This is a genomic window from Paenibacillus sp. FSL W8-0186 (genome assembly GCF_037969765.1).
In the GTDB taxonomy this organism is placed as follows: Bacteria; Bacillota; Bacilli; order Paenibacillales; family Paenibacillaceae; genus Fontibacillus; species Fontibacillus woosongensis.
This window is the reverse complement of record NZ_CP150207.1, coordinates 3323831-3344141: the sequence shown is the minus strand read 5'-3', so window position 1 is coordinate 3344141 and position 20311 is coordinate 3323831. Positions and strand designations below refer to the sequence as shown.

Genomic DNA, 20311 nt, shown 5'->3' with positions numbered 1-20311 from the left:
CAAGAGCACTAAAATTGCTTATATGCCTGGTACTGGTTTGTGTATAGAACTATAATAAAGGACAGGATTTGACGAATACTATGAAAAAAGACAAGTTCGGCAAAATAAAAATTCAAAGAGTCGATCCGGGTCAACTTAATGAGCGCCTATTGCTGATTAATTTATACATTACACAAGGTCTTACTTTAATTATCGGAATCATCATCCTTTTTTTTCAGAAGCGAAGCGTGTTTTCACTGCTCCAATTTCCGGAAAATTATCGATTTCTGCTATGGGGCTGTGGATTGGCCGCAGCGATGTTTGGTGTCGATTTCCTGTTATCGAGGTTCGTGAAGGAGGAGAGCTTGGATGATGGGGGAATTAATGAGATGTTGTTTCGCAATCGTCCGGTGTGGCATATCGCAATCATATGCGTCATCGTGTCTGTTTGCGAAGAACTGCTGTTTCGCGGGGCGATTCAGCACGGGCTCGGACCGTATTGGACGAGTATTATTTTTGCCTTGATCCATGTCCGCTACCTTAGACACTGGATTCCAACAGGATGGGTATTTCTTAGCAGCTATGCGCTGGGATACATTTATATACAGGCGGGTACGTTATGGGCTCCGATCGTGTGCCATTTTCTCATTGATTTCATATCGGGACTCGTCATTAAATTTCGGAGGGGAACATGAGTGAACGCTTGAGCAGGATGGAGCGGTACGGTCAGCGCCGCCATCCGAAAGACAGACATCAACGATCCGGGGCGGCCCGGAAGCATCCAGAGCAGCAAATTTCGAGCGAAACCAATTCGAGAGTTCCAACAAGCAACGGTGCAAATTCAAAAAAGCCATTAAAGGAAAATAAGGTCTCGCGCAAACCAAATCGACAAGCGAGAATTAGCGCCATGCAGGGCTCTGATCCTGTTGAAGCTGCCCGTATAGCCCACGGGAGCTATATAGTTGATCCGGTCAGTCGGCAAGATGCAGCCGGGGCACATTTGGATATATCAGCCCGGGAGCTTCCGTCCAGGCGGGAGGTTTATCCTTCCCAACGGGTAAAGTTGACGAGATATTTTTTCAATACCTTGCTTTTTATCTTTATTACGGTGATGGTATCGTTGTTCTGGTGGGGGATCAGCGAATCGCCATGGGGACAAAACAACGGCATGTAGTTTAACCTTGTCAGGTGGCTTCTTTTTATCATATACTATGTAGAATAATTTCAAATTCAGAATATGCCGATGAAGAGAATCCAACTCGGAGGCGTTTTCGCCAAGGGAGCTTGCAAGTGCTGCGCTGCTTTCCTAAGTTAACCGGCACCGCCCGTTATCGCGGAACCAAAGCGATTGGACTGTCAACACAGTTCAATAATTTGGGTGGCACCGCGAGCAGAGCGCTCCTCGTCCCAAAGGATGAGGGCGCTCTTTGTGTTTTAAAAATCACCCCATCCGGGGAAAGGAGCGGTGTTGGTTAATGGAAATGAAATGGATTCGGGATCATGCTGAGCAGATCCAACATGCAGCGAAGTGTAAAGGGATTGAGTTTTCGGTTCGTGAACTTTTGGAATGGGATGATCGCAGAAAAAAGTATCAACTGGAATGTGAAGAGCTTCGTCGGCTGCGAAATGAAGGAGCAGCAAAAGCAAGCGTGCTGCTTGCTGCTGGGAAAGAGGCCGAAACCGGCGAGCTGAAGACGGCCTCAAAGCGTGTCAACAAGGCGCTGAAGGAATCGAGTAAACGGTGGGAAGAAGCAGTTGAAAAGGTTACTAAACTGGCACTTCTGGCCCCTAACGTTATATCTGAAGACACTCCGATTGGAAGCTCGGAGGAAGATAACGTGGAAATCAGGCGCGTGGGCAGAACCCCGGAGTGGAGCTTTATGCCAAAGGATCATGTAGAGTTGGGCATGATGCATGATATGTTTGATATCCCGAAGGGAGTCAAGGCAGGCGGAAGCCGCAGCTATTATCTGAAAGGAACGGGGGTACTTCTGCATCGAGCTGTACAACAGCTTGCTTTCGATCTGTTAATGGAGCGCAGCTTTACTCCTGTGGAAGTTCCGTTGCTGCTCAAGGAACAACCATTTGTTCATAGCGGATATTTCCCAGCTGGGCAGAATCAATCCTTTTATATTGAGGAGGAAGAGAAGTGGCTTGCGGGTACATCGGAGGTTCCGCTCATTTCCTATTTTGGAGGAGATGTGCTGGATCTAAGTGAACCGCTAAGGCTAGTTTCTGTATCAAACTGCTTTCGCAGCGAGGTGGGCTCTGCCGGCCGGGACGTGAAAGGTTTGTACCGCGTACATCAGTTTGCCAAGGTGGAAATGGTCGTGCTCTGTCAGCCCGATCCGGAATTGTCCGAACAAATGCTGCAGGAAATCACGAGCCATGCCGAAGAACTGCTTACTCTTCTGGAGCTTCCCTATCGCGTAATGTCGGTATGTACAGGGGACATGTCGGCCAGAACGTATAAGCAGTACGATATAGAAACCTGGATGCCTAGCCGTGGCAGCTTCGGAGAGACGCATTCTTCGTCTAATCTGCATAGCTTCCAATCGCGTCGTGCCAATATACGATGTATTAACGAGCAAGGCCACCCTGTGTACTGCCATACCTTGAACAATACAGCGGTTGCTTCTCCGCGTATTCTTATTCCACTTCTGGAGAATCATCAAGCACAGGACGGTTCCATTTATATTCCTAAAGCGCTTCGCAAATATGTAGGAGGCAGGGAGCGGTTCAATCCGAATATATAGCCTGAATATAAGGGGCTCCCTTGGTCGACCGTGGACCAAGGGAGCCCTTATTCCTGATTCAAATATGATGTGCCTGGAGATCCTCTACGATTCAGTAGAGTCCTCGGGCAGAGCGGAAATCGTCCGCGGATCTACGAAACTGTAGCCTGCTGCCTGAATTTTCATCAGCAGCTCGTCAAGTGCCTCTTCCGTCCAGGGAAGCTCGTGCATGAGGATATTGCTGCCGGGATGGAGCTGATCCATTACGTTTTGAATGACGCCTTCCGGCTTGTTCTTGAATTTGGCGTCCCAATCCAAGGAGCCGTTGGACCAGGTCATATAGATCATTTCATTATCCTTGACGATGCCGTGAAGTGTATCGTTACCTGAGCCAAAAGGGGGACGGAAGAATCGCGGGCGTTCCCCGACGGTCTCCTCAACAATGCTTTGTACGTCTTCGATCTGCTTGCGAGCGCTATCCGCAGATTCCTTCTTCAAGTCGATGTGATCCCAGCTGTGATTACCGATAATTTGCCCGCGATCATGGATGAGCTTCAGCAAATCCGGATTTTTTTTGACACGGTAGCCATTAACGAAAAATATCGCTTTAGCCTCGTATTTATCGAGGGTATCCAGGAGTCCTTCCAGCATTTCTTTCTCTTTCGGGCCGTCGTCAAAGGTCAGCAGAACGACCTTCTTCTCGGTACCTTCCTCATTCGGAACTACATTATAGGCCTTATTGATGTGATACTTATATTCGGGCGAAGCCTCGGCATCAGAGCTGTTGTCGAAATTTGCTTCCTCTGCTCCCGCGGAAGCATTGCTGCTGCCGTCCCCAGCGACATCGACAGCTTCGGCGTTAACCGGAATCCCGGGGGAATTCGTTTCGGTTGACGCGGTTTGGCCTGCATTGGCAGCGTCAGAATTGACGGATGGACGAACGGAGCCGCATGAGGCAAGAATGATGCAGCAGGCTGCGATGAGCAGAACCTTCTTGTTGAGCAAATGATTTCATCTCCCTTTTCGTGTTTCTTCCTGTATTTATTGCGCATGAGTTTGAACCAAAGCGTGAACACTACAAATGATTTTAACACAATCAAGGAGGTTTTTAGGGTGAAATCTGTCTCATTCTTATGTGGTGCATTAGTTGGGGCTGCAGCTGTGATCTGGTCGGCCAAAAGAAACGGAGGCAAGCTTACAGGCGGCAAAGGAATCATGAATTTGGCTGGAATGACCATGAATTCTGCAGGCAAAGGGAGCGAACATGGGCATTCGTCCGCAAGCGAGCATAAGCACGGCTCGTCCGGCATGGGCGAATCGAAGGTGCATCCCAGTTCCGCTTCATCCTCGCACGATGCGAGTCATTCGAAGGAATACAGTGTGAAGCAAATTACGGACTTCATCAAAGGAAATGCGGATGTCCGCCGCGAGGTGGAGCAGATCTTGAAAGAGACGAATTCGGTCATTCCCGGGCTCTAAAAATTGCCGATTTATGGATCATTTTCAGCTCCCTCGAGGTCGAGCAGAAAATGATTCTTTTTTTGTCTATTTTATTACGTGCATTTAAGTAAGATAAATGATAACATACTTACAAAGAACCATTTCCAGCACATATTACAGCAGGTTTCATAATCTGTTATAACAAGGCTTGGGGAGGAGGATCCTGTATGAAAATTGAAAGATTGGGCCAAGATAAGATACGGATTTTCCTCACGTTTGACGACCTTAGCGAACGCGGTATCCAGAAAGAGGACATGTGGCAGGAAATTCCCAAGGTTCATGACCTGTTCACGGAAATGATGGATCAGGCTTACAATGAAGTGGGATTTGACGCTACTGGCCCTTTGGCCGTTGAAGTTTTTGCGCTTCCTGCTCAAGGAATGGTCGTCATAGTGACGCGCGGCAAATTCGACCACCATCATGGGGTTGGGCCGCACTATGAGGATGATTTACCGGACGAAGTCTATGAGATGGAAGTAACGCTGGAGCAGAGTGATACGATCCTATATTCCTTTGATGATTTCGAAGTATTGATTGAAGCGGCTCACGTTCTGCGGCCTATGCTTACTGAAGCTGGCAGACTATTTAAATATAACGGGAAATGGGTTCTTCATTTAGAGCCAGAAGATTTGGAAGAAGGAAAGCATCCGGCAGTCATTGCGGTTCTCGCTGAGTTCGGCGAGGCGACCTCTGTTACTCCAGCGATGCTGGAGGAGTACGGAAACCAGGTCATGTCCGAGAATGCAATCGGAGTTATCTGCAGTAACTTCAAACGTCAGGACTAAGCCATGGTTGCGGTACGTGTTGTATCGGATCAACGAAAGCTTGAATATTTCGAAGGGTCGATGAGGGGGAATACCGTTGATTTTTTTCTCGATTGCGACCGCAGCGGTAGCCCCCGGAATCGCCTTGTTGACTTATTTTTACCTTAAGGACAAGTATGAAGCCGAACCGCTGCATATGGTCATTAAGGTTTTTTTACTTGGATTTATTATTATTCTCCCGGTTATGATACTGCAGAGCGGATTGATGCTCTGGCTGGGTGAGGGCTCTCTGGTCAACGCTTTCGTCATTTCAGCAGGCGTTGAGGAATCGCTGAAATGGTTTGTACTGTTCCATATGATATATAACCATACAGAATTTGATGAGCCTTACGACGGGATTATATACGCTACAGCCATTTCGCTCGGCTTCGCCACGGTAGAGAATGTCATTTATTCCTTTGCCCAGCAAGCTACTGTCGGAACATTGCTTCTCCGGGCTTTGCTGCCTGTCTCCGGGCATGCCATGTTCGGCGTCATGATGGGTTATTACATGGGCCGGGCTAAATTCTCTACAGGCAAGGATAGCCGAAGATTTCTGGTCTATTCATTGCTAATGCCTCTGTTCTATCATGGTGTATATGACTGGATACTGGGTAATATTACGCATTACTGGATTTGGTATATTGTTCCTCTCATGGCATATCTATGGTATGGAGGCATCGGTAAAATGTACAGGGCCAACAAGAGATCCCCTTTCCGAAGACTGCTTGAGGATAGGGTTAACAATAGCGAAAATAGGGCATCCTAATAACAGCTTATTCGCGGAAATCCATGTCGTGAAGCTGAAAGGGGTGCCTTTTTTTAGTGCGTGTAAAAGTGAAAATCACTTGTAAAACATGCGGCGAACGATTCGTTCTGCGCGGCAAAAAGGAGCGCGGTCAGATCGAGACGGGGTTCAAGCAATGTCTATGCGATAACCGCCATGATTTCGTTATTGAAGAGGACATGCCTTGATGGGCAATGGGTAACAAATGGACAACAAGAAAGAACATTTTTCAGCAGAGCTGTCAAAAGTGAATAATCTTCCTTCCTTCTAGTCAAACTAACTTCAGTTCGTTGAAGGAAGGAGTGTAGATGATATGTATAGACGTTTGAGTGCCATACTATTTCCGATCGCCACGGTTCTGTTAATCGGTGCTTTAATGTGGGGCTATCAGGAAAACCAAGAAAAGAACGCGATTCTCATCAAAGCGGAAAATCAGTATCAGCGCGCATTCCATAGTTTGTCGTTCCATGTCGACAAGCTTCACGGAGAGCTAGGGAATACGCTGGCCGTGCATAGCAACTCGACCGGATCGCAGCGCAAAGGTTTGGTGAACGTATGGAGGATCACGAGCGAAGCGCAGAATGAAATCAATCAGCTGCCATTGACCATGCTTCCTTTTAATAAAACGGAAGAATTCCTGTCCAGAATTTCGAAATTTTCTTATCAGGCGGGAGTTCGCGACTTGGCCAAGCAGCCGTTGACCGACAGTGAAATGAAAAATTTGAAGGAGCTGTACAAGAGCTCTGAGCACATTTCCAAACAGCTGCAGGAAGTTCAGGACAAGGTTCTTTCCAAACGCCTTCGCTGGATGGACGTGGAGACTACGCTAGCCAATCCGAACAGTCAGCAGGACAATACGATTATCGATGGCTTCAAGACGGTAGACAAGCGAGTCGGGGAATACCCGGAGCTGGATTGGGGACCATCCGTGGCAAGCATTTATAACAAACGCTCCGTCAAGAAGCTCGGAGGGAAACCTGTTACCGTCAATGAAATCAAGACGAAAGCCGCCCAGTTCGCTGGAGTTCATTCACCGCATAATATCCAAGTTACCGAAAATGGAAAGGGAACGGAATGGGCTTCCTATACGGCCAAGGTTCAAGGAGGAAACAAGTCCGAGTCCGTTACGCTCGATTTCACGCGTCAAGGCGGCCATTTGATCAATTACTGGAGCGACCGCCACATCGGACCTAAAGCGATCACTCACGAGCAGGCTAGGGAGTCGGCGGCTCATTTCCTGAAGAACAAGGGCTATCACGACTTAACGCCGGTGACTTACGATGAATACGACAATATCGGCAGCTTCACATTTGTCAAAAAAAATAAAGACGTGCTAATTTATCCGGAGAAAGTTTCGGTTCGGGTCGCTTTGGACAACGGGCATGTGATCGGCATGCAGGCAAGCGATTATGTTTATGAGCAGCAGGACGGAAAGGCGCGGAAACTGTCGACTCCAAAGCTAACGCTTGAGCAGGCCCGCAAGTATTTGAATCCCGAATATAAAGAGCAGTATCACCGGCTTGCGCTGATCGAAAACGATATGGCGGAGAAAGTGCTGACGTACGAATTCGGCGGGGCAATCAACGGCTCGAAATATCGTATCTACCTTAATGCTGATAACGGCAATGAGGAAGTCGTCGAGCAAATCCGCGATGGGCACGCTAAGAAGACCTCCCGGTAAAATCGGAAAACGGACCAGATTGAAATGATCTGGTCCGTTTTTTATTGTCAGCGGAATATTTATTTGATCTAGCCCGTGGTATAATCAAATGGTAATGATAACCTATAATAAACAAGGTGGTGGAGGGACTTGTTTCCTAATGTAAATGACCTGCTGTACATTCAGGTCGCATCGGCAGAAGGCAAAAATATGGATAAGGAATACAAGTCACGCATTGCCGATGTGGAAGACGATACGCTTCTGATCGAAGTTCCGATCGAAAGCGGCAGCGGACATATGAAGCGGCTGTATATGGGTGACGAGCTGTCGGTATATTTCCTGACCGATCAAGGAGTCAAAAATTATTTCAATACATACGTTCTTGGCTTCGCGGATGATGTCGTCCAACTGGTCAGAGTCAGAAAGCCGGAGCCTGAGACGATTACCAAGGTGCAGCGGCGCCATTTCCTGCGGGTTGTATCCAAGCTGGACCTTGCGGTCAAGCTGAAGGACAACACTCGGTTCGTGGCATTGACGGAGGACGTGGGAGGCGGGGGCGTGTCTCTGATCGCCGATAGCCAATACCACTTGTCCGAAGGCGAGCAATTGTATTGCTGGCTGCTGCTGTCCTATAAGAACGGAAGCATTGACCATGTTCCCTTCGAAGCTGAAATCGTACGCACGAAGCAGCTCGAAACGGGGCGGACGAAGGCGATGCTGAAATTCGTCAGCATTTCCGATATGGAAAGGCAGAAGCTGATCCGGTATTGCTTCGAACGCCAATTCGATTTCAAGAACCGTTAAATTTCATTCTCGAAGGCCGCGGTGTTCAGGGGCTGACAAGATTGGCATCGGCCTGCTTTGGATATGATAATCATATCCATGCAAGCAGAGGTGAGTTCATTTGCAGAAAGACCACGAGGCCGAGGAATACACGGAGTTGTTTTTGACATTCAGCAGCGGGATGGAGGCTTTTCTGAAAAAGGCGGTCATCGTTGCATTGGCCGGACTTTGCGCCTGTCAGATTATCCTTAGGGTTCCGGCTATTCGGGCTTATATTGCTTCAGCAGACCGTTATGAAGGCGTGGCGCTCGACCGCTCCGGGGAACGATAACAAAGAATCGCACAAAGACGGCTGGCGATTCCCGCCTTTTGCATCCGCCCACGTTGTGTGGTATAATTTTCACGTCGCAGGCAATGCCTGCTTTTTTATTGAGACCGTGTTTTGAGGAGGCGTCCGCGTTGGCTAGGACAACGTCATCACATAACGGCAAGATCAACATCGCGATCGACGGACCTGCCGGTGCGGGGAAGAGTACTATTGCCCGAATGGTTGCAAGCATGCTGTCATATGTCTATGTAGATACCGGTGCAATGTACCGGGCAGCTACCTGGTATTTGCAGAATCTTGGAATCGGGCCGGAAGAAGTCGATAAAGTGCTTCATTCGGTGCAAAATTTGGGTATAGAATTAATGCCGGGAGAAGACGGACAGAAGGTTCTTGTAGACGGTCAAGATGTGACCGCCGAAATCCGCTCTTTAACGGTGAGCTCTCAAGTGTCCCGCTACGCGCAAATCGAAGGTCTGCGAAACTGGCTCGTGTCTCTTCAGCGGCAAATGGCTCTGCGCAAAGGCGTCGTCATGGATGGACGCGATATCGGTACGACGGTGCTGCCGGATGCTGAAGTGAAGGTGTTCATGACGGCAACCGTAGAGGAGCGTGCCCGCCGCAGATTCAAAGAAATGCAGGATCAGCAAGGAATTACGTTGGAAATGATCGCCCGCGATATCGCAGAGCGGGACCGGCTGGACCAGGAGAGGGAAGTATCCCCGCTTCGGCAGGCTGAGGATGCCATTCTGCTGGATACGACGCATTTGACGCCTCGTGAAGTGGCAGAGCGCATCGTTTCATTTAGCCAATCTTATGGGAGAGAGAACAGAAATGATTTATAGCTTTTGCCGTGGTGCATTACTACTTATTTATAAAGCGCTATTCCGTTTGGAGGGGGAAGGACTTGAGCATATCCCCAAGGAAGGCGGCGTGCTACTCTGTTCCAACCATATCAGCTTGCTGGATCCGCCGACGATCGGCATACTCCTGAAGCGGAAAGTACACTTCATGGCCAAGAAGGAATTGTTCGACATTTTCGGTTTTGGCTGGCTTATTACGCAGCTTGGCGCATTCCCAGTCAAGAGAGGCGGCGTGAGCAAGGAGTCGATCAAGACGGCATTAACCATTCTTCGTACGGGTAAAGTCATGGGGATTTTCCCGGAAGGCTCCCGCTCCGGCGGGATGGGCAAGAGGGGAGCGGCGACCTTCGCGCTTCGCAGTGATGCGGTCATTATTCCCGTAGCCATTGTGGGAAATTATAAGTTATTCAAGAAAATGAAAGTTGTTTACGGGGCTCCGATCGATATCTCGGAGTTCAAGGAAGGTTCTGATCCTGATGCCGCAGAGCGCGTGACGGAAATGATTATGTCCCGGATTGCGGAACTTAAGGCGCAGGGGTGACTGGATTGATCGCTGGACAAGAGTTTATATGCATGAAGGCAGGAGACTTTTGGAAAGCTATCAACATCAAGCTGTTTTGAACTTCGCTTCAAGCGGGTTTAAATAAATGGGTTGCTGAATTGAGGAGGGTATTGACATGTCGGAAGAAATTAAGAATCAAGAAGCTGTTGAGGCAGCGAACCAGGATGAACTGGATCAAATCGTATCCTTGAAAAAAGGGGACACCGTTAAAGGAACGATCGTCAAAATCGAGGACAACCAGGCTTATGTGAGCATTGGATATAAATATGACGGCGTTATTCCTATTCGTGAATTGTCCTCTGTTCATTTGGACAGCGCTTCGGATGCCGTTCAAGTAGGTCAAGAGGTAGAGACCAAAGTCGTTAGCATTGACGATGAGAAAGAGCGTCTTGTGCTATCCAAACGGGCGATTGACAGCGAGAATGCGTGGGAAGTGCTGCAGAAGCGCTTCGAAAGCCAAGAGACTTTTGAAGTAACCGTTGCCGATGTCGTTAAAGGCGGTATCGTGGCGGACGTTGGCGTTCGCGGATTCATTCCCGCATCGATGGTGGAGCGTCATTTTGTGGAAGATTTCAGCGATTACAAAGGTCGCACGCTTCGCGTTAAAGTGAAGGAAATCGATCCGGAGAACAACAAAGTGATCCTGTCGCAAAAAGACGTTCTCGATGAGGAATTCGAAGCGAATAAGCTCAAAGTCATGAGCGAGCTGCAAGAAGGCCAAGTCATCGAAGGGACGGTTCAGCGCCTGACTCAGTTCGGTGCATTCGTAGACGTAGGCGGCGTAGACGGACTTGTTCACGTATCCGAAATTGCTTGGAACCATGTTGACAAACCGTCGGATGTGCTTTCCGAAGGACAACAAGTGAAGGTTAAGGTTCTGAAGGTAGATCCTGAGAAAGGCAAAATCAGCCTGAGCATCAAGGCAGCAATGCCTGGCCCTTGGGATACTGCGGCAGAGCAATTCAAGTCGGGAGATATCGTTAGCGGTGAAGTGAAGCGTCTTGTTAGCTTCGGTGCTTTTGTCGAAATTGCGCCTGGCGTAGAAGGACTAGTTCATATTTCGCAAATTTCCCACAAACATATCGGTACACCACATGAGGTATTGAAAGAGGGACAGACGGTTCAAGTCAAAGTCTTGGATGTGAATACAGCCGAGCAGCGCATCAGCCTGAGCATCAAGGAGACGGAAGAGGCTCCAGCACCGGCACCGAAGAGCGAGAAGCCATCCAGAGGCAGCAGCGTAAGGAAAGAGGACTTGAACGACAACCCTAACGTTTCGCTGAATAATCAAGGCCTGAGCGTTACCCTTGGCGAGCGGTTTGGTGACAAATTGAGCAAGTGGAAATAGACGGGATTTAGCAGGCATAAGGATCGGCGGCCCCCTAACACGGGTTCGCCGATTTTTATTTTTGTTTATGTATGGTTCACGGGGAGTAAAGAAATAGCAGGCGGCTATAATAAAAACGTTTACTTTACCGGAAGATGGGCAAAACGTAACGCCTTAAAATAAGCAATGAAACGTTAGCCAATTAGTGCTTTTTTTGCTATGATGATAATCGTGAATCATGACTTAGTTAAGCATTTCGTTTAAATATAGGGATAAAAATTTAGGAGGTATCCGTATGGCAAGACCCGTTGTGGCTATCGTAGGAAGGCCGAATGTGGGCAAATCGACGATTTTTAACCGGATTATCGGCGATCGGCTCGCGATCGTGGAAGACAAGCCCGGTATTACCCGCGACCGTATATACGGCGTAGGCGAATGGAATGGCAAGCCGTTCAGCATCATCGACACGGGAGGCATTGAGCTCGGGGACGAGGAACCGATTTTGAAGTCGATTCGCATGCAGGCCGAGCTGGCGATTGAGGAAGCGGACGTCATTGTTTTCATGTGCGATGCCAAAGCCGGGGTAACGAGCTCAGACGAGGAAGTTGCCAATTTGCTGTACCGCTGCGGCAAGCCGGTTATCGTAGCCGTCAATAAGGTGGATAACATCGGCCGCTCCGATCACATTTATGAATTTTACAACTTGGGTTTTGGGGAGCCGATTGGCATTTCGGGCAGCCATGGGACAGGGATCGGCGATCTGCTGGATGCCATTGCCGAGAATTTACCAGAACTTGCGGATGATGAATATGACGAGGATGTCATTCGTGTCGCTCTGATCGGCCGGCCGAACGTAGGCAAATCGTCCCTGATTAATGCAATTCTCGGGGAAGAACGGGTCATCGTCAGCGATATTGCCGGAACGACCCGCGATGCGATAGATACACCGTTCGAGAAGGATGGCCAGCGTTACGTGCTGATTGATACGGCAGGCATGCGCAAGCGCGGCAAGGTCTACGAGACGACGGAGAAATACAGCGTCATGCGGGCGATGAAAGCCATCGAGCGGGCCGACGTCGTTCTTGTATTGATCAATGGGGAAGAAGGCATCATCGAACAGGATAAGCATATTGCCGGTTATGCCTATGAGGCAGGCAAGGCTTCTGTTTTTGTCGTAAACAAATGGGATGTTGTTGAGAAGGACGACAAGACGATGCATCAATTCGAGCAGAAGATCCGTGATCATTTCCTGTTCATGACTTATGCGCCTGTCGTTTTCCTGTCCGCGAAGACGAAGCAGCGTCTGCATAAGCTGCTGCCCGTCGTGCAGCATGTGGCGGATCAGCATGCGAAGAGGGTGCAGACGCACTTGCTGAACGATGTCGTATCCGATGCGATTGCGATCAATCCGCCGCCGACAGATAAGGGAAGAAGACTGCGGATCAACTACGTGACCCAGGTATCCGTCAAACCGCCGACAATCGTGGTGTTCGTCAATGATCCGGAGCTGATGCATTTTTCCTATGAGCGGTACTTGGAGAATAGGATCCGGGCGGCATTTGATTTTGAAGGTACTCCAATTCGGTTGTTCACACGCCGTAAGTCTGATGAAGGTTAGGAGAGGAAAAATGTGATTTTACCCGTGATTGCAGTAATTTTCAGTTATTTGTTGGGATCTGTCAGCTTCAGTGTCCTGCTGGCGAAATCCTTGAAAGGAATTGATATCCGTCAGCATGGAAGCGGCAATGCTGGAGCAACCAACACACTGAGAGTACTCGGCAAGGGGCCGGCGATCATGGTGCTAGCTCTTGATGTGCTTAAAGGAATAGCTGCGGTCTGGATTGGCAGGTGGCTTGGCGGGGAGCATGTATGGGTACCTCTCTTATGCGGGCTCGCTGCCATTATCGGCCACAACTGGCCGGTCTATTTCCGGTTTCGCGGAGGAAAAGGGATTGCCACAACGATTGGCGTTATGGCTTCCTTGTTTTTCTTTCCGGCGCTTTACGCAGGAATAATCGCTATTTTATCGATCGTTTTTACGAGATACGTCTCTCTCGGTTCTTTGCTGTTTGTTCTGCTGACTCCATTATTTCTGGTGCTCACTGGAGAAACCGGTCCTTATTTATGGACGAGTCTGATTATTTTTGTCTTTGCATTTTGGAGGCATCGCACGAATATCGTGAAATTGATCCAAGGCAAAGAGAATAAACTTGGCTCCAAGGGAGGTAAACGAGTTGTCTGAGAAAGCGGCCGTATTAGTGGCAGGAAGCTGGGGAACGGCATTAGCCAGCGTCCTCGCCGATAAGATGGATGTGATGATCTGGACTCGTAACGAGGCGCAAAGAGATGAAATTAACGAAAAGCACCGCAATGAAAAATATTTGCCGGGCGTTGATCTATCGCACCGGATCGTCGCCACAAGTAACATGGGGGAGGCCGTCGCCGGAGCGAAGGCGGTCGTCATCGTCGCGCCATCCTCAGCGATGCGGGATGTAGCCCGGGCGCTGAAGCCCTACTGGAATGAGGATATGACCGTCGTCCATGCTACCAAGGGTTTTGAGACGGAGAGCTTAAAGCGGATGTCCGTCGTCATTGCCGAGGAGCTGGGCTGTGAGGAAGGGCGGATTGTAGTCCTGTCCGGTCCCAGTCATGCGGAGGAGGTCGTGAAGCGCTGCCCGACGACCGTTGTGGTCGCCTCGCTGGAGGAAAAGCAGGCACAGATAGCGCAGGATTTATTTATGAACTCCTATTTTCGGGTATATACAAATCGCGATATGCTGGGGGTGGAGCTGGCCGGTGCCCTGAAAAATATTATCGCCCTCGGGGCGGGCATGTCAGATGGGCTCGGTTACGGCGACAATGCCAAAGCCGCGCTGCTGACACGAGGATTAGCGGAAATTACCCGCATCGGAGTGGAAATGGGCGCGAACCCGCTTACTTTTGCCGGTCTGGCCGGAGTGGGAGACCTGGTTGTAACCGCAACCAGCCGCCACAGCCGGAATTGGCGCGCCGGCTACATGATTGGCGAAGGCAAATCGGTGGATACCGTGCTTGGCTCTATGGGGATGGTTGTTGAAGGCATTCGGACAACGAAGGCTGCCCGCACCATTTCAGAGAAATACCATGTACAGATGCCGATCGCACAGCAGTTGTATCATGTGCTGTTTGATGGAGTCGAGCCAAGGGTCGCTGTGGAAGCCCTGATGGGTCGCGATCGCAAGACCGAGATGGAGGTCATGTCCCTCGAAACCTGGGAGCAGTGGCACGCCTAACTTTAGGCCTGGGCACCCATAGGAAGCTGGCCCGTATCTTAACACCTTTTTCGTTTGCTTTTCATAAACTGTGGAAGAGCAATGCGAAGGGGGGAGAATATGAGCAAAATTTCCAAAGAAGCCCTGAACGCGATCAACAAGAAGGCAGGAAAGAATATTTCCGAGAGCTCCGTCAAAAAGCTGGCAAGTACAGTGAAGCCGTCTACTTTGCAGAGCGAAGCGGAGCTGCGGAGGCTGATTAAGCAGGTATCCGCGATGGCCAAGGTGCCTGTGACAGAAAGCACGATTTCGGAAATTATCGGAGCCGTGAAGAAAAGCGGCATGAATCCGAACAATATGGAAGCATTGATGAAATTAATGCTTAAGAAGTAAGAATAAGAATACGGCGATTTGACGGAAAGGCACCGAAAGGTGCTTTTTCTATTTGTGTGTATAATTTTGGAGGAATCCTTTGCGTGCTGCATAGCCTGTTCTTATTCGAAATGCTATAATATTCATCATATCGATTATGGGAAATGGGAGAGTTTACGTTCATGGATGCAATGACGAAGATGTGGTTATCGATCGCAGCGATTCTCGTAATGGGCGTGTCCGTCTTTTTGGTCACTTTTGCCCGCACCAAAACAAAAGGCATCGTCAAAGGGATTTTGTCCTTGCTCGCTTTTATTGTGATGCTTACCGGCTTCCTGATGGGGCTTGTGTCGATCACGTAAGTGGGATGAAGAAGCATTGCAGAAGGAATAAGACCAAGTATAACGGAGTCAAGGGAAGAGGTATGTAATGAGCATAGACATCGCAGAGGAGGGACAGGCCCCGCTGGTAGCTGCCTTGAAGAATTTAGGCGGCCGGCTGGATCAAGCTGATGCCGCCTGGCTGCTGGGCGGAAGCTGCGGTTTGTGGCTGCAGGGAGTGCCGCTGGAGCGCTCCCCTCGTGACATAGACGTTTATTATGATAGAGCTGAAGCGAAGAAGCTCCATAACCGCCTAACGGATCTGGCACTGGACGAGCCTGTGTGGGATGAGAGCGGCCGCTACTCCTCCATGTTAAGCCACTACCGTCTGGGGGCGCTGACGATGGAGCTGGTCGGTAGTTTTGAAATCAGAAACGGCAGTTCGATGTACCGTACGGAAGTAAGCGGCGTACTGACCGGATATGCAGAGCAAATCATGCTGGAAGGCGTGCCGATTCGGTTAATGCCTCTTGCCCATGAGCTGCTCTTCAATGTGCTGAGAGAACGTCCGGACCGTTATTGTGCAGTTGCCGAGGCGATTCGGAAGTCGCCGGAGCGGCATGTGGGTCTGCTGAAGCTGCTGCTTGACCGCAACGCATGGGAAGCAGAAACGGTATCTGCCGTAGCGAAATTGCTGGCAGCTCCCGAAATACACGAGGAATGGCTGCTAAAGGCAAGGCAACAGCAATAGGAGGAACTCCGTATGGACTATACGATCAGATTTATGCCTCAGGATAAGACGGCAAAAGTCCGTCCAGGGACAACCGTCCTACAGGCCGCACGGAACGCCAGAGTTCATGTCGCGACGCGCTGCGGCGGCAATGCGGCCTGCCTGATGTGTAAGGTGGAGGCGGATACAGGGCATAACTCGTCGTTAAGCCCGCCTACCGCTGCTGAGCAGCGCAAGCTGGGACCGCTACTAGAGAAGGGAATTCGGCTGGCCTGCCAGGCCAAAATCACCGGGGCTGCCGAGGTTCGGCTGCCGGAGGATCCCCTAAAGGCAGCGATCCGCAAGCAGCTGGAGCGCCAGCAAGAGGATGATTTGTGGTAAGGGTTGAGATGATATTTGCAAAGGATGAAGAGTTGTGAATAAGACTTATATGAGATACATCGCATGCATGATCATTGTTGCGGCGGGAATTACACTACTGTCAGGCTGTATGTATCCCGGGGCCAAGCGGCAGGAACAGAGCGTATCTTACCGGGAAAGCGTCGAGCGGATCCAAAGCGCAATCAACGCTTTCCAGCAGGATACGGGAATCCTGCCGATTATTACGGCGGGGGAAGAGGTGCCTCGCTACGAAAAATTCCGGATCAACCTGGACCAGCTGAACAAGCAGGGGTATATGGATCAAATCCCTGATACGGCTTTCGAGCAGGGAGGCAGCGCTTATTTTCTCATCATCGATGAAGAGAGTAATCCGACGGTCAAAGTGATGGATTTGATCACGGTACAGAAGGTGAACGACGTTCAGAGGCTTGTCGATGAATACGAAAGATCTCATCCAGGGCAATGGCCGGTAACTCAAGAAGAGGAAACGTACCCGGGCCTGTATGAGGTGGATTTAAAGAAAATCCGCGGTGAGGGGCATGAGCTGCTTAGCGTCTATTCCAGACAGCCGCTTCCCTATTTGATCGATAAATCGGGACGGGTATACGTCGATTACGCCTGGGATATTATGCAGGCCATAGATAAATCCGGCACGGCGGCCAGCAGCGAGCAGGGAGATCTTAGGGTGCTGCTGACGGAGCAGTCTTATTTTGTTCCGGTAAAATCCCTGCCATATGCCTGGGTAGACGGTACTCCGGTGGCGCAAGCCGAAAATTAAATCAAGAGAGCGTTCTAAGCTCATTTGGATGCCTTCCTATGAATTCTTCATAGGGAGGTTTTTTTCGCATGTCATAGGAAGCGGGCACCGATCATACAATGTTATATGGCGGAAACCTTGGTGCCGCCCGGCGCGGCGGTATAGCAAAAAAAAGTAGGCGCGGACGGTATAATCCGTCATAATAGTGCATTTGCTACATATGATGATACTAGTCCAAACGAATGTACGAGTTGTTGTAAATAACGAAGCGGATGCTCTCAAAGCATTTTTCCTTCGGCGAATTTTGAGGAGGGGATATCATTGGTATTGGAGAAAGTGGACATTTACAAGGACATTGCCGAACGCACCGGGGGAGATATTTATCTCGGTGTGGTTGGAGCCGTCCGAACCGGAAAATCGACCTTTATTAAACGCTTCATGGAAACGGTCGTTCTGCCGAACATTTCCAGCGAAGCCGATCGGATCCGTGCAGTGGATGAACTTCCGCAAAGCGCAGCCGGCAAGACAATCATGACGACCGAGCCCAAATTCGTGCCAAATAATGCCGTGCAAATCAAAGTGGCAGAAGGGCTGGAAGTCAACGTCAGGCTTGTGGATTGCGTCGGTTACGCCGTCGAAGGGGCAAAAGGCTATGAGGATGAAAATGGGCCGCGCATGATTTCTACGCCATGGTTTGAAGAGCCGATTCCGTTCCAGGAAGCGGCGGAGATCGGCACGCGGAAGGTCATCCAAGAGCATTCCACCCTTGGTGTTGTAGTGACGACAGACGGTACGATCGCCGACATTCCGCGTTACTCTTATGTAGAATCCGAAGAGCGCGTCATCGCTGAATTGAAGGAGGTCGGCAAGCCGTTCGTCCTCGTGATCAATTCCACGCGCCCGCTTAGCGAGGAAACGCAGCAGCTCCGCGGTGAGCTTGCCGAGAAGTATGATATTCCGGTCATCGCATTAAGCGCAGCGACAATGACGGAAGAGGACGTTACCGGAGTACTTCGGGAAGTGCTTTACGAATTCCCTGTGCACGAGGTCAACGTGAATTTGCCGAGCTGGGTAATGGTGCTGAACGAGAACCACTGGCTGCGCAGCAATTACGAAAACTCGGTCCGCGATACGGTCAAGGACATCCGCCGTCTGCGCGACGTCGACCGGGTCGTCAGCAACTTTCTCGAATATGAATTTATCGACCGTGCCGGACTCAGCGGCCTGAATATGGGGCAGGGCGTAGCAGAAATCGATCTGTATGCGCCGGATGATCTGTATGATCGAATTCTGATGGAAGTCGTCGGTGTTGAAATCAGGGGGAAGGATCATCTGCTGCAGCTGATGCAGGAGTTCACGCATGCCAAAAAGGAATATGACCGCTTTGCGGAAGCACTGGAAATGGTCAAGACGACTGGGTACGGCATCGCTGCTCCATCTCTGGCTGAAATGGCGCTGGATGAACCGGAGCTTATCCGCCAAGGATCCAGGTTCGGGGTACGCCTGAAAGCTACGGCGCCATCGATTCATATGATTCGGGTCGACGTTGAATCCGAGTTCGCGCCGATCATCGGAACGGAGAAGCAAAGTGAAGAACTGGTACGCTATCTGATGCAGGACTTCGAGAATGACCCGATTAAAATATGGGAATCTGATATTTTTGGCCGTTCCTTGCACTCCATCGTCCGGGAAGGCATCCAGGGCAAAATCGCCATGATGCCGGACAACGCCCGCTACAAGCTTCAGGAGACGCTTGGCCGCATCATCAATGAAGGCTCCGGCGGACTGATCGCTATCATTTTATAGAAGCATAACCTTTCTATTCCAACCGTGCACGAAGCTGTTACAGCTGTGTGCGGTTTTTTATTTTGTTTAATTAGTAAAAACCGATTTACATACTTGGAATTAAGATATATATTAATGTATAAAGATTTTTAAAGATACATACCTAGAGGGGGAGAAACCATGAAAAAAATCACGTTTGGGCAAAAAACATGGACGACAGCGCTAATCCTGCTGCTCGTTCTCGTCGTCAGTGCGTGCGGCATCAAGAAGGAGCCAGCACCGGCTTCGGGGGCGGAATCTCAGCCAGCGGCAGAGCAGGGCAGCGGGGCGGCAGATGTGAGCGGCAAAGAGCTTGCGGGCAAGAAGGTAGCGCTGGTCATGGAATTCAATACGGGTACGTTCTCGCAGCAATATGTTCAGGGCGTAACGGAAGAAGTGAAGAAATTCGGCGGGGAGCTTACTACGTTCGTCGCGGAAAATGATAAGGCGAAAATGTCCTCGCTCTCGAATCTGCGGTGAATCAAAACTTTGACATCATCTTGACAGATCACGGCGCAGCCGAGTTTTTGGAGCCTGGCATTAAGAAAGCGGTAGAAAAAGGAATCGCCGTAGTTGTATTTGATGCGACGGTAGAAGTACCTGGCGTAACCGTATTGTCCCAGGACGATCAGAGCATGGCTGCATTGTCGCTGGAGCAGCTGAAGCAGGATTCAGGCGGCAAGGGCAATATCGTCAAGGTGTGGGTGGCCGGATTCGCACCTATGGAACGCCGTGATATCGAATACCAGAAGTTTTTGGCGGACAACCCGGAGATGAAGGAAATCGCCAGCTTCGGAACGGCGTCCAATCCGGCGCTCGACTCGCAAACCCAGATGGAAGCCGTTTTAAAAAGATATCCAAAGGGCGAAATTACAGCGGTATGGGCCGCTTGGGATGAGTTCGCCAAAGGGGCGGCCAGAGCGATTCAGCTTGCGGGCCGGGATGAAATCAAAGTATACGGCATCGATTTAAGCGACGAGGATTTGCAGATTATCCAGGATCCAGAGAGCCCGTGGGTCGCTTCCGCCGCGGTGGACCCGAAAGATATCGGCCGGGTACAGGTCAGATACGCTTACCAGAAGCTGCATGGCGATGAGACGGAGGATAACGTCGTTCTGAAGGCGGTGCTCGTCGCGCGGGATGCCCTGCCTGACCAGCAGGTGTCCACGGATGACCTGTCCGAGTACGTTGAGGGCTGGGGCGGCTCCAAGCAAGGTATTCAAGAGTGGATGAAAGAGTATGGCGTAGAGTAGGAGCTAGGGCTGTAAAATGCGAAAGGCGCGCCGGTGGGCGCGCTTTTTTTGAATAAGGGAGTGCTGCTAATTGGCGACATCGGCAATAAAAAAAACGGA

At 50.1% G+C, this 20311-nt stretch carries 23 protein-coding genes and 1 pseudogene; 23 read left to right on the top strand and 1 reads right to left on the bottom strand.

Translation table 11 applies throughout. The annotated features are described in order from the left end of the window. Window positions 1–80: 80 nt before the first annotated feature. The 3 genes from MKX50_RS15105 (at window position 81) to serS (ending at window position 2735) form a co-directional block, all read left to right on the top strand. Window positions 81–674 (top strand): type II CAAX endopeptidase family protein, encoded by a 594-nt coding sequence (locus MKX50_RS15105; protein WP_213590596.1) that lies wholly within the window; start codon window positions 81–83, stop codon window positions 672–674. Further along, the gene (locus MKX50_RS15100) at window positions 671–1153 is read left to right on the top strand and encodes a hypothetical protein (RefSeq protein WP_213590597.1); all 483 of its coding nucleotides are present in this window, start codon (window positions 671–673) and stop codon (window positions 1151–1153) included. The genes MKX50_RS15105 and MKX50_RS15100 overlap by 4 nt, the downstream gene beginning before the upstream one ends. A 301-nt stretch (window positions 1154–1454) precedes the next feature. Beyond that, window positions 1455–2735, top strand: coding sequence for a serine--tRNA ligase (gene serS / locus MKX50_RS15095; RefSeq protein ID WP_339157295.1), 1281 nt, complete (start codon window positions 1455–1457; stop codon window positions 2733–2735). Window positions 2736–2819: 84 nt separating this feature from the next. On the opposite strand, the gene MKX50_RS15090 is transcribed toward serS, so the two are convergent. Next, the gene (locus tag MKX50_RS15090; RefSeq protein WP_244996382.1) at window positions 2820–3719 is read right to left on the bottom strand and encodes a polysaccharide deacetylase family protein; all 900 of its coding nucleotides are present in this window, start codon (window positions 3717–3719) and stop codon (window positions 2820–2822) included. A 108-nt stretch (window positions 3720–3827) separates the two neighbouring features. On the opposite strand from MKX50_RS15090, the gene MKX50_RS15085 reads away from it, so the two are divergent. From MKX50_RS15085 to MKX50_RS14990, 20 genes and pseudogenes are all read left to right on the top strand, one after another. After that, a complete protein-coding gene (locus MKX50_RS15085) occupies window positions 3828–4193 on the top strand; it encodes a hypothetical protein (protein ID WP_155610147.1) in 366 nt (121 codons plus the stop codon). A gap of 188 nt (window positions 4194–4381) precedes the next feature. Beyond that, window positions 4382–4999, top strand: a complete 618-nt coding sequence (locus tag MKX50_RS15080; protein ID WP_213590599.1) for a genetic competence negative regulator — start codon at window positions 4382–4384, stop codon at window positions 4997–4999. Window positions 5000–5075: 76 nt separating this feature from the next. Further along, window positions 5076–5786: a glutamic-type intramembrane protease PrsW gene (prsW, locus tag MKX50_RS15075; RefSeq protein WP_213590600.1), complete on the top strand. Its 711-nt coding sequence runs from the start codon at window positions 5076–5078 to the stop codon at window positions 5784–5786. A gap of 56 nt (window positions 5787–5842) precedes the next feature. Further along, window positions 5843–5992, top strand: coding sequence for a hypothetical protein (locus MKX50_RS15070; protein WP_196427142.1), 150 nt, complete (start codon window positions 5843–5845; stop codon window positions 5990–5992). 125 nt (window positions 5993–6117) lie between these two features. Continuing rightward, the gene (gene ypeB / locus MKX50_RS15065) at window positions 6118–7485 is read left to right on the top strand and encodes a germination protein YpeB (protein WP_213590601.1); all 1368 of its coding nucleotides are present in this window, start codon (window positions 6118–6120) and stop codon (window positions 7483–7485) included. A gap of 129 nt (window positions 7486–7614) precedes the next feature. Next, window positions 7615–8268, top strand: a complete 654-nt coding sequence (locus tag MKX50_RS15060; protein ID WP_213590602.1) for a flagellar brake domain-containing protein — start codon at window positions 7615–7617, stop codon at window positions 8266–8268. Window positions 8269–8368: 100 nt separating this feature from the next. Next, the gene (locus MKX50_RS15055; protein WP_213590603.1) at window positions 8369–8578 is read left to right on the top strand and encodes a hypothetical protein; all 210 of its coding nucleotides are present in this window, start codon (window positions 8369–8371) and stop codon (window positions 8576–8578) included. Between the two features lie 128 nt (window positions 8579–8706). Then, entirely contained in the window at window positions 8707–9417 is a 711-nt protein-coding gene (gene cmk / locus MKX50_RS15050; protein ID WP_213590604.1) for a (d)CMP kinase, read from the top strand. Continuing rightward, window positions 9407–9976 carry a lysophospholipid acyltransferase family protein gene (locus MKX50_RS15045; protein WP_213590605.1) on the top strand — a complete coding sequence of 190 codons (570 nt, stop codon included), beginning with the start codon at window positions 9407–9409 and terminating at the stop codon, window positions 9974–9976. Before cmk ends, MKX50_RS15045 begins: the two co-directional genes overlap by 11 nt. Before the next feature lie 136 nt (window positions 9977–10112). Continuing rightward, window positions 10113–11345 (top strand): 30S ribosomal protein S1, encoded by a 1233-nt coding sequence (rpsA, locus tag MKX50_RS15040; RefSeq protein WP_213590606.1) that lies wholly within the window; start codon window positions 10113–10115, stop codon window positions 11343–11345. A gap of 274 nt (window positions 11346–11619) precedes the next feature. Then, on the top strand, window positions 11620–12942 hold the full coding sequence (der, locus tag MKX50_RS15035; RefSeq protein WP_213590607.1) for a ribosome biogenesis GTPase Der: 1323 nt from the start codon (window positions 11620–11622) through the stop codon (window positions 12940–12942). 12 nt (window positions 12943–12954) lie between these two features. After that, on the top strand, window positions 12955–13566 hold the full coding sequence (gene plsY / locus MKX50_RS15030) for a glycerol-3-phosphate 1-O-acyltransferase PlsY (RefSeq protein WP_213590608.1): 612 nt from the start codon (window positions 12955–12957) through the stop codon (window positions 13564–13566). Then, window positions 13559–14596 carry an NAD(P)H-dependent glycerol-3-phosphate dehydrogenase gene (locus tag MKX50_RS15025; protein ID WP_213590609.1) on the top strand — a complete coding sequence of 346 codons (1038 nt, stop codon included), beginning with the start codon at window positions 13559–13561 and terminating at the stop codon, window positions 14594–14596. The genes plsY and MKX50_RS15025 overlap by 8 nt, the downstream gene beginning before the upstream one ends. A 99-nt stretch (window positions 14597–14695) precedes the next feature. Continuing rightward, the gene (locus tag MKX50_RS15020) at window positions 14696–14968 is read left to right on the top strand and encodes a stage VI sporulation protein F (protein ID WP_155610136.1); all 273 of its coding nucleotides are present in this window, start codon (window positions 14696–14698) and stop codon (window positions 14966–14968) included. Window positions 14969–15129: 161 nt separating this feature from the next. Continuing rightward, window positions 15130–15309 carry a DUF2768 family protein gene (locus MKX50_RS15015; protein WP_155610135.1) on the top strand — a complete coding sequence of 60 codons (180 nt, stop codon included), beginning with the start codon at window positions 15130–15132 and terminating at the stop codon, window positions 15307–15309. 67 nt (window positions 15310–15376) lie between these two features. Then, window positions 15377–16018: a hypothetical protein gene (locus MKX50_RS15010; RefSeq protein ID WP_213590610.1), complete on the top strand. Its 642-nt coding sequence runs from the start codon at window positions 15377–15379 to the stop codon at window positions 16016–16018. Window positions 16019–16030: 12 nt separating this feature from the next. Then, complete coding sequence (locus MKX50_RS15005) at window positions 16031–16378, top strand: 2Fe-2S iron-sulfur cluster-binding protein (RefSeq protein WP_213590611.1); 348 nt, start codon at window positions 16031–16033, stop codon at window positions 16376–16378. Between the two features lie 34 nt (window positions 16379–16412). Further along, on the top strand, window positions 16413–17156 hold the full coding sequence (locus MKX50_RS15000) for a hypothetical protein (protein ID WP_339157294.1): 744 nt from the start codon (window positions 16413–16415) through the stop codon (window positions 17154–17156). Window positions 17157–17462: 306 nt separating this feature from the next. Further along, window positions 17463–18941, top strand: coding sequence for a stage IV sporulation protein A (gene spoIVA / locus MKX50_RS14995; RefSeq protein WP_155610805.1), 1479 nt, complete (start codon window positions 17463–17465; stop codon window positions 18939–18941). Window positions 18942–19100: 159 nt separating this feature from the next. Further along, window positions 19101–20212, top strand: a pseudogene (locus MKX50_RS14990) (sugar ABC transporter substrate-binding protein). The last annotated feature ends 99 nt before the right edge of the window (window positions 20213–20311 follow it).

What these genes read in the sequence shown, in the direction of transcription:
- MKX50_RS15105 (WP_213590596.1), top strand. Translation starts at nt 81, where the DNA reads ATGAAAAAAGACAAGTTCGGCAAAATAAAAATTCAAAGAGTCGATCCG.
- MKX50_RS15100 (WP_213590597.1), top strand. Translation starts at nt 671, where the DNA reads ATGAGTGAACGCTTGAGCAGGATGGAGCGGTACGGTCAGCGCCGCCAT.
- serS (WP_339157295.1), top strand. Translation starts at nt 1,455, where the DNA reads ATGGAAATGAAATGGATTCGGGATCATGCTGAGCAGATCCAACATGCA.
- MKX50_RS15080 (WP_213590599.1), top strand. Translation starts at nt 4,382, where the DNA reads ATGAAAATTGAAAGATTGGGCCAAGATAAGATACGGATTTTCCTCACG.
- ypeB (WP_213590601.1), top strand. Translation starts at nt 6,118, where the DNA reads ATGTATAGACGTTTGAGTGCCATACTATTTCCGATCGCCACGGTTCTG.
- MKX50_RS15045 (WP_213590605.1), top strand. Translation starts at nt 9,407, where the DNA reads ATGATTTATAGCTTTTGCCGTGGTGCATTACTACTTATTTATAAAGCG.
- rpsA (WP_213590606.1), top strand. Translation starts at nt 10,113, where the DNA reads ATGTCGGAAGAAATTAAGAATCAAGAAGCTGTTGAGGCAGCGAACCAG.
- der (WP_213590607.1), top strand. Translation starts at nt 11,620, where the DNA reads ATGGCAAGACCCGTTGTGGCTATCGTAGGAAGGCCGAATGTGGGCAAA.
- MKX50_RS15020 (WP_155610136.1), top strand. Translation starts at nt 14,696, where the DNA reads ATGAGCAAAATTTCCAAAGAAGCCCTGAACGCGATCAACAAGAAGGCA.
- MKX50_RS15015 (WP_155610135.1), top strand. Translation starts at nt 15,130, where the DNA reads ATGGATGCAATGACGAAGATGTGGTTATCGATCGCAGCGATTCTCGTA.
- MKX50_RS15010 (WP_213590610.1), top strand. Translation starts at nt 15,377, where the DNA reads ATGAGCATAGACATCGCAGAGGAGGGACAGGCCCCGCTGGTAGCTGCC.
- MKX50_RS15005 (WP_213590611.1), top strand. Translation starts at nt 16,031, where the DNA reads ATGGACTATACGATCAGATTTATGCCTCAGGATAAGACGGCAAAAGTC.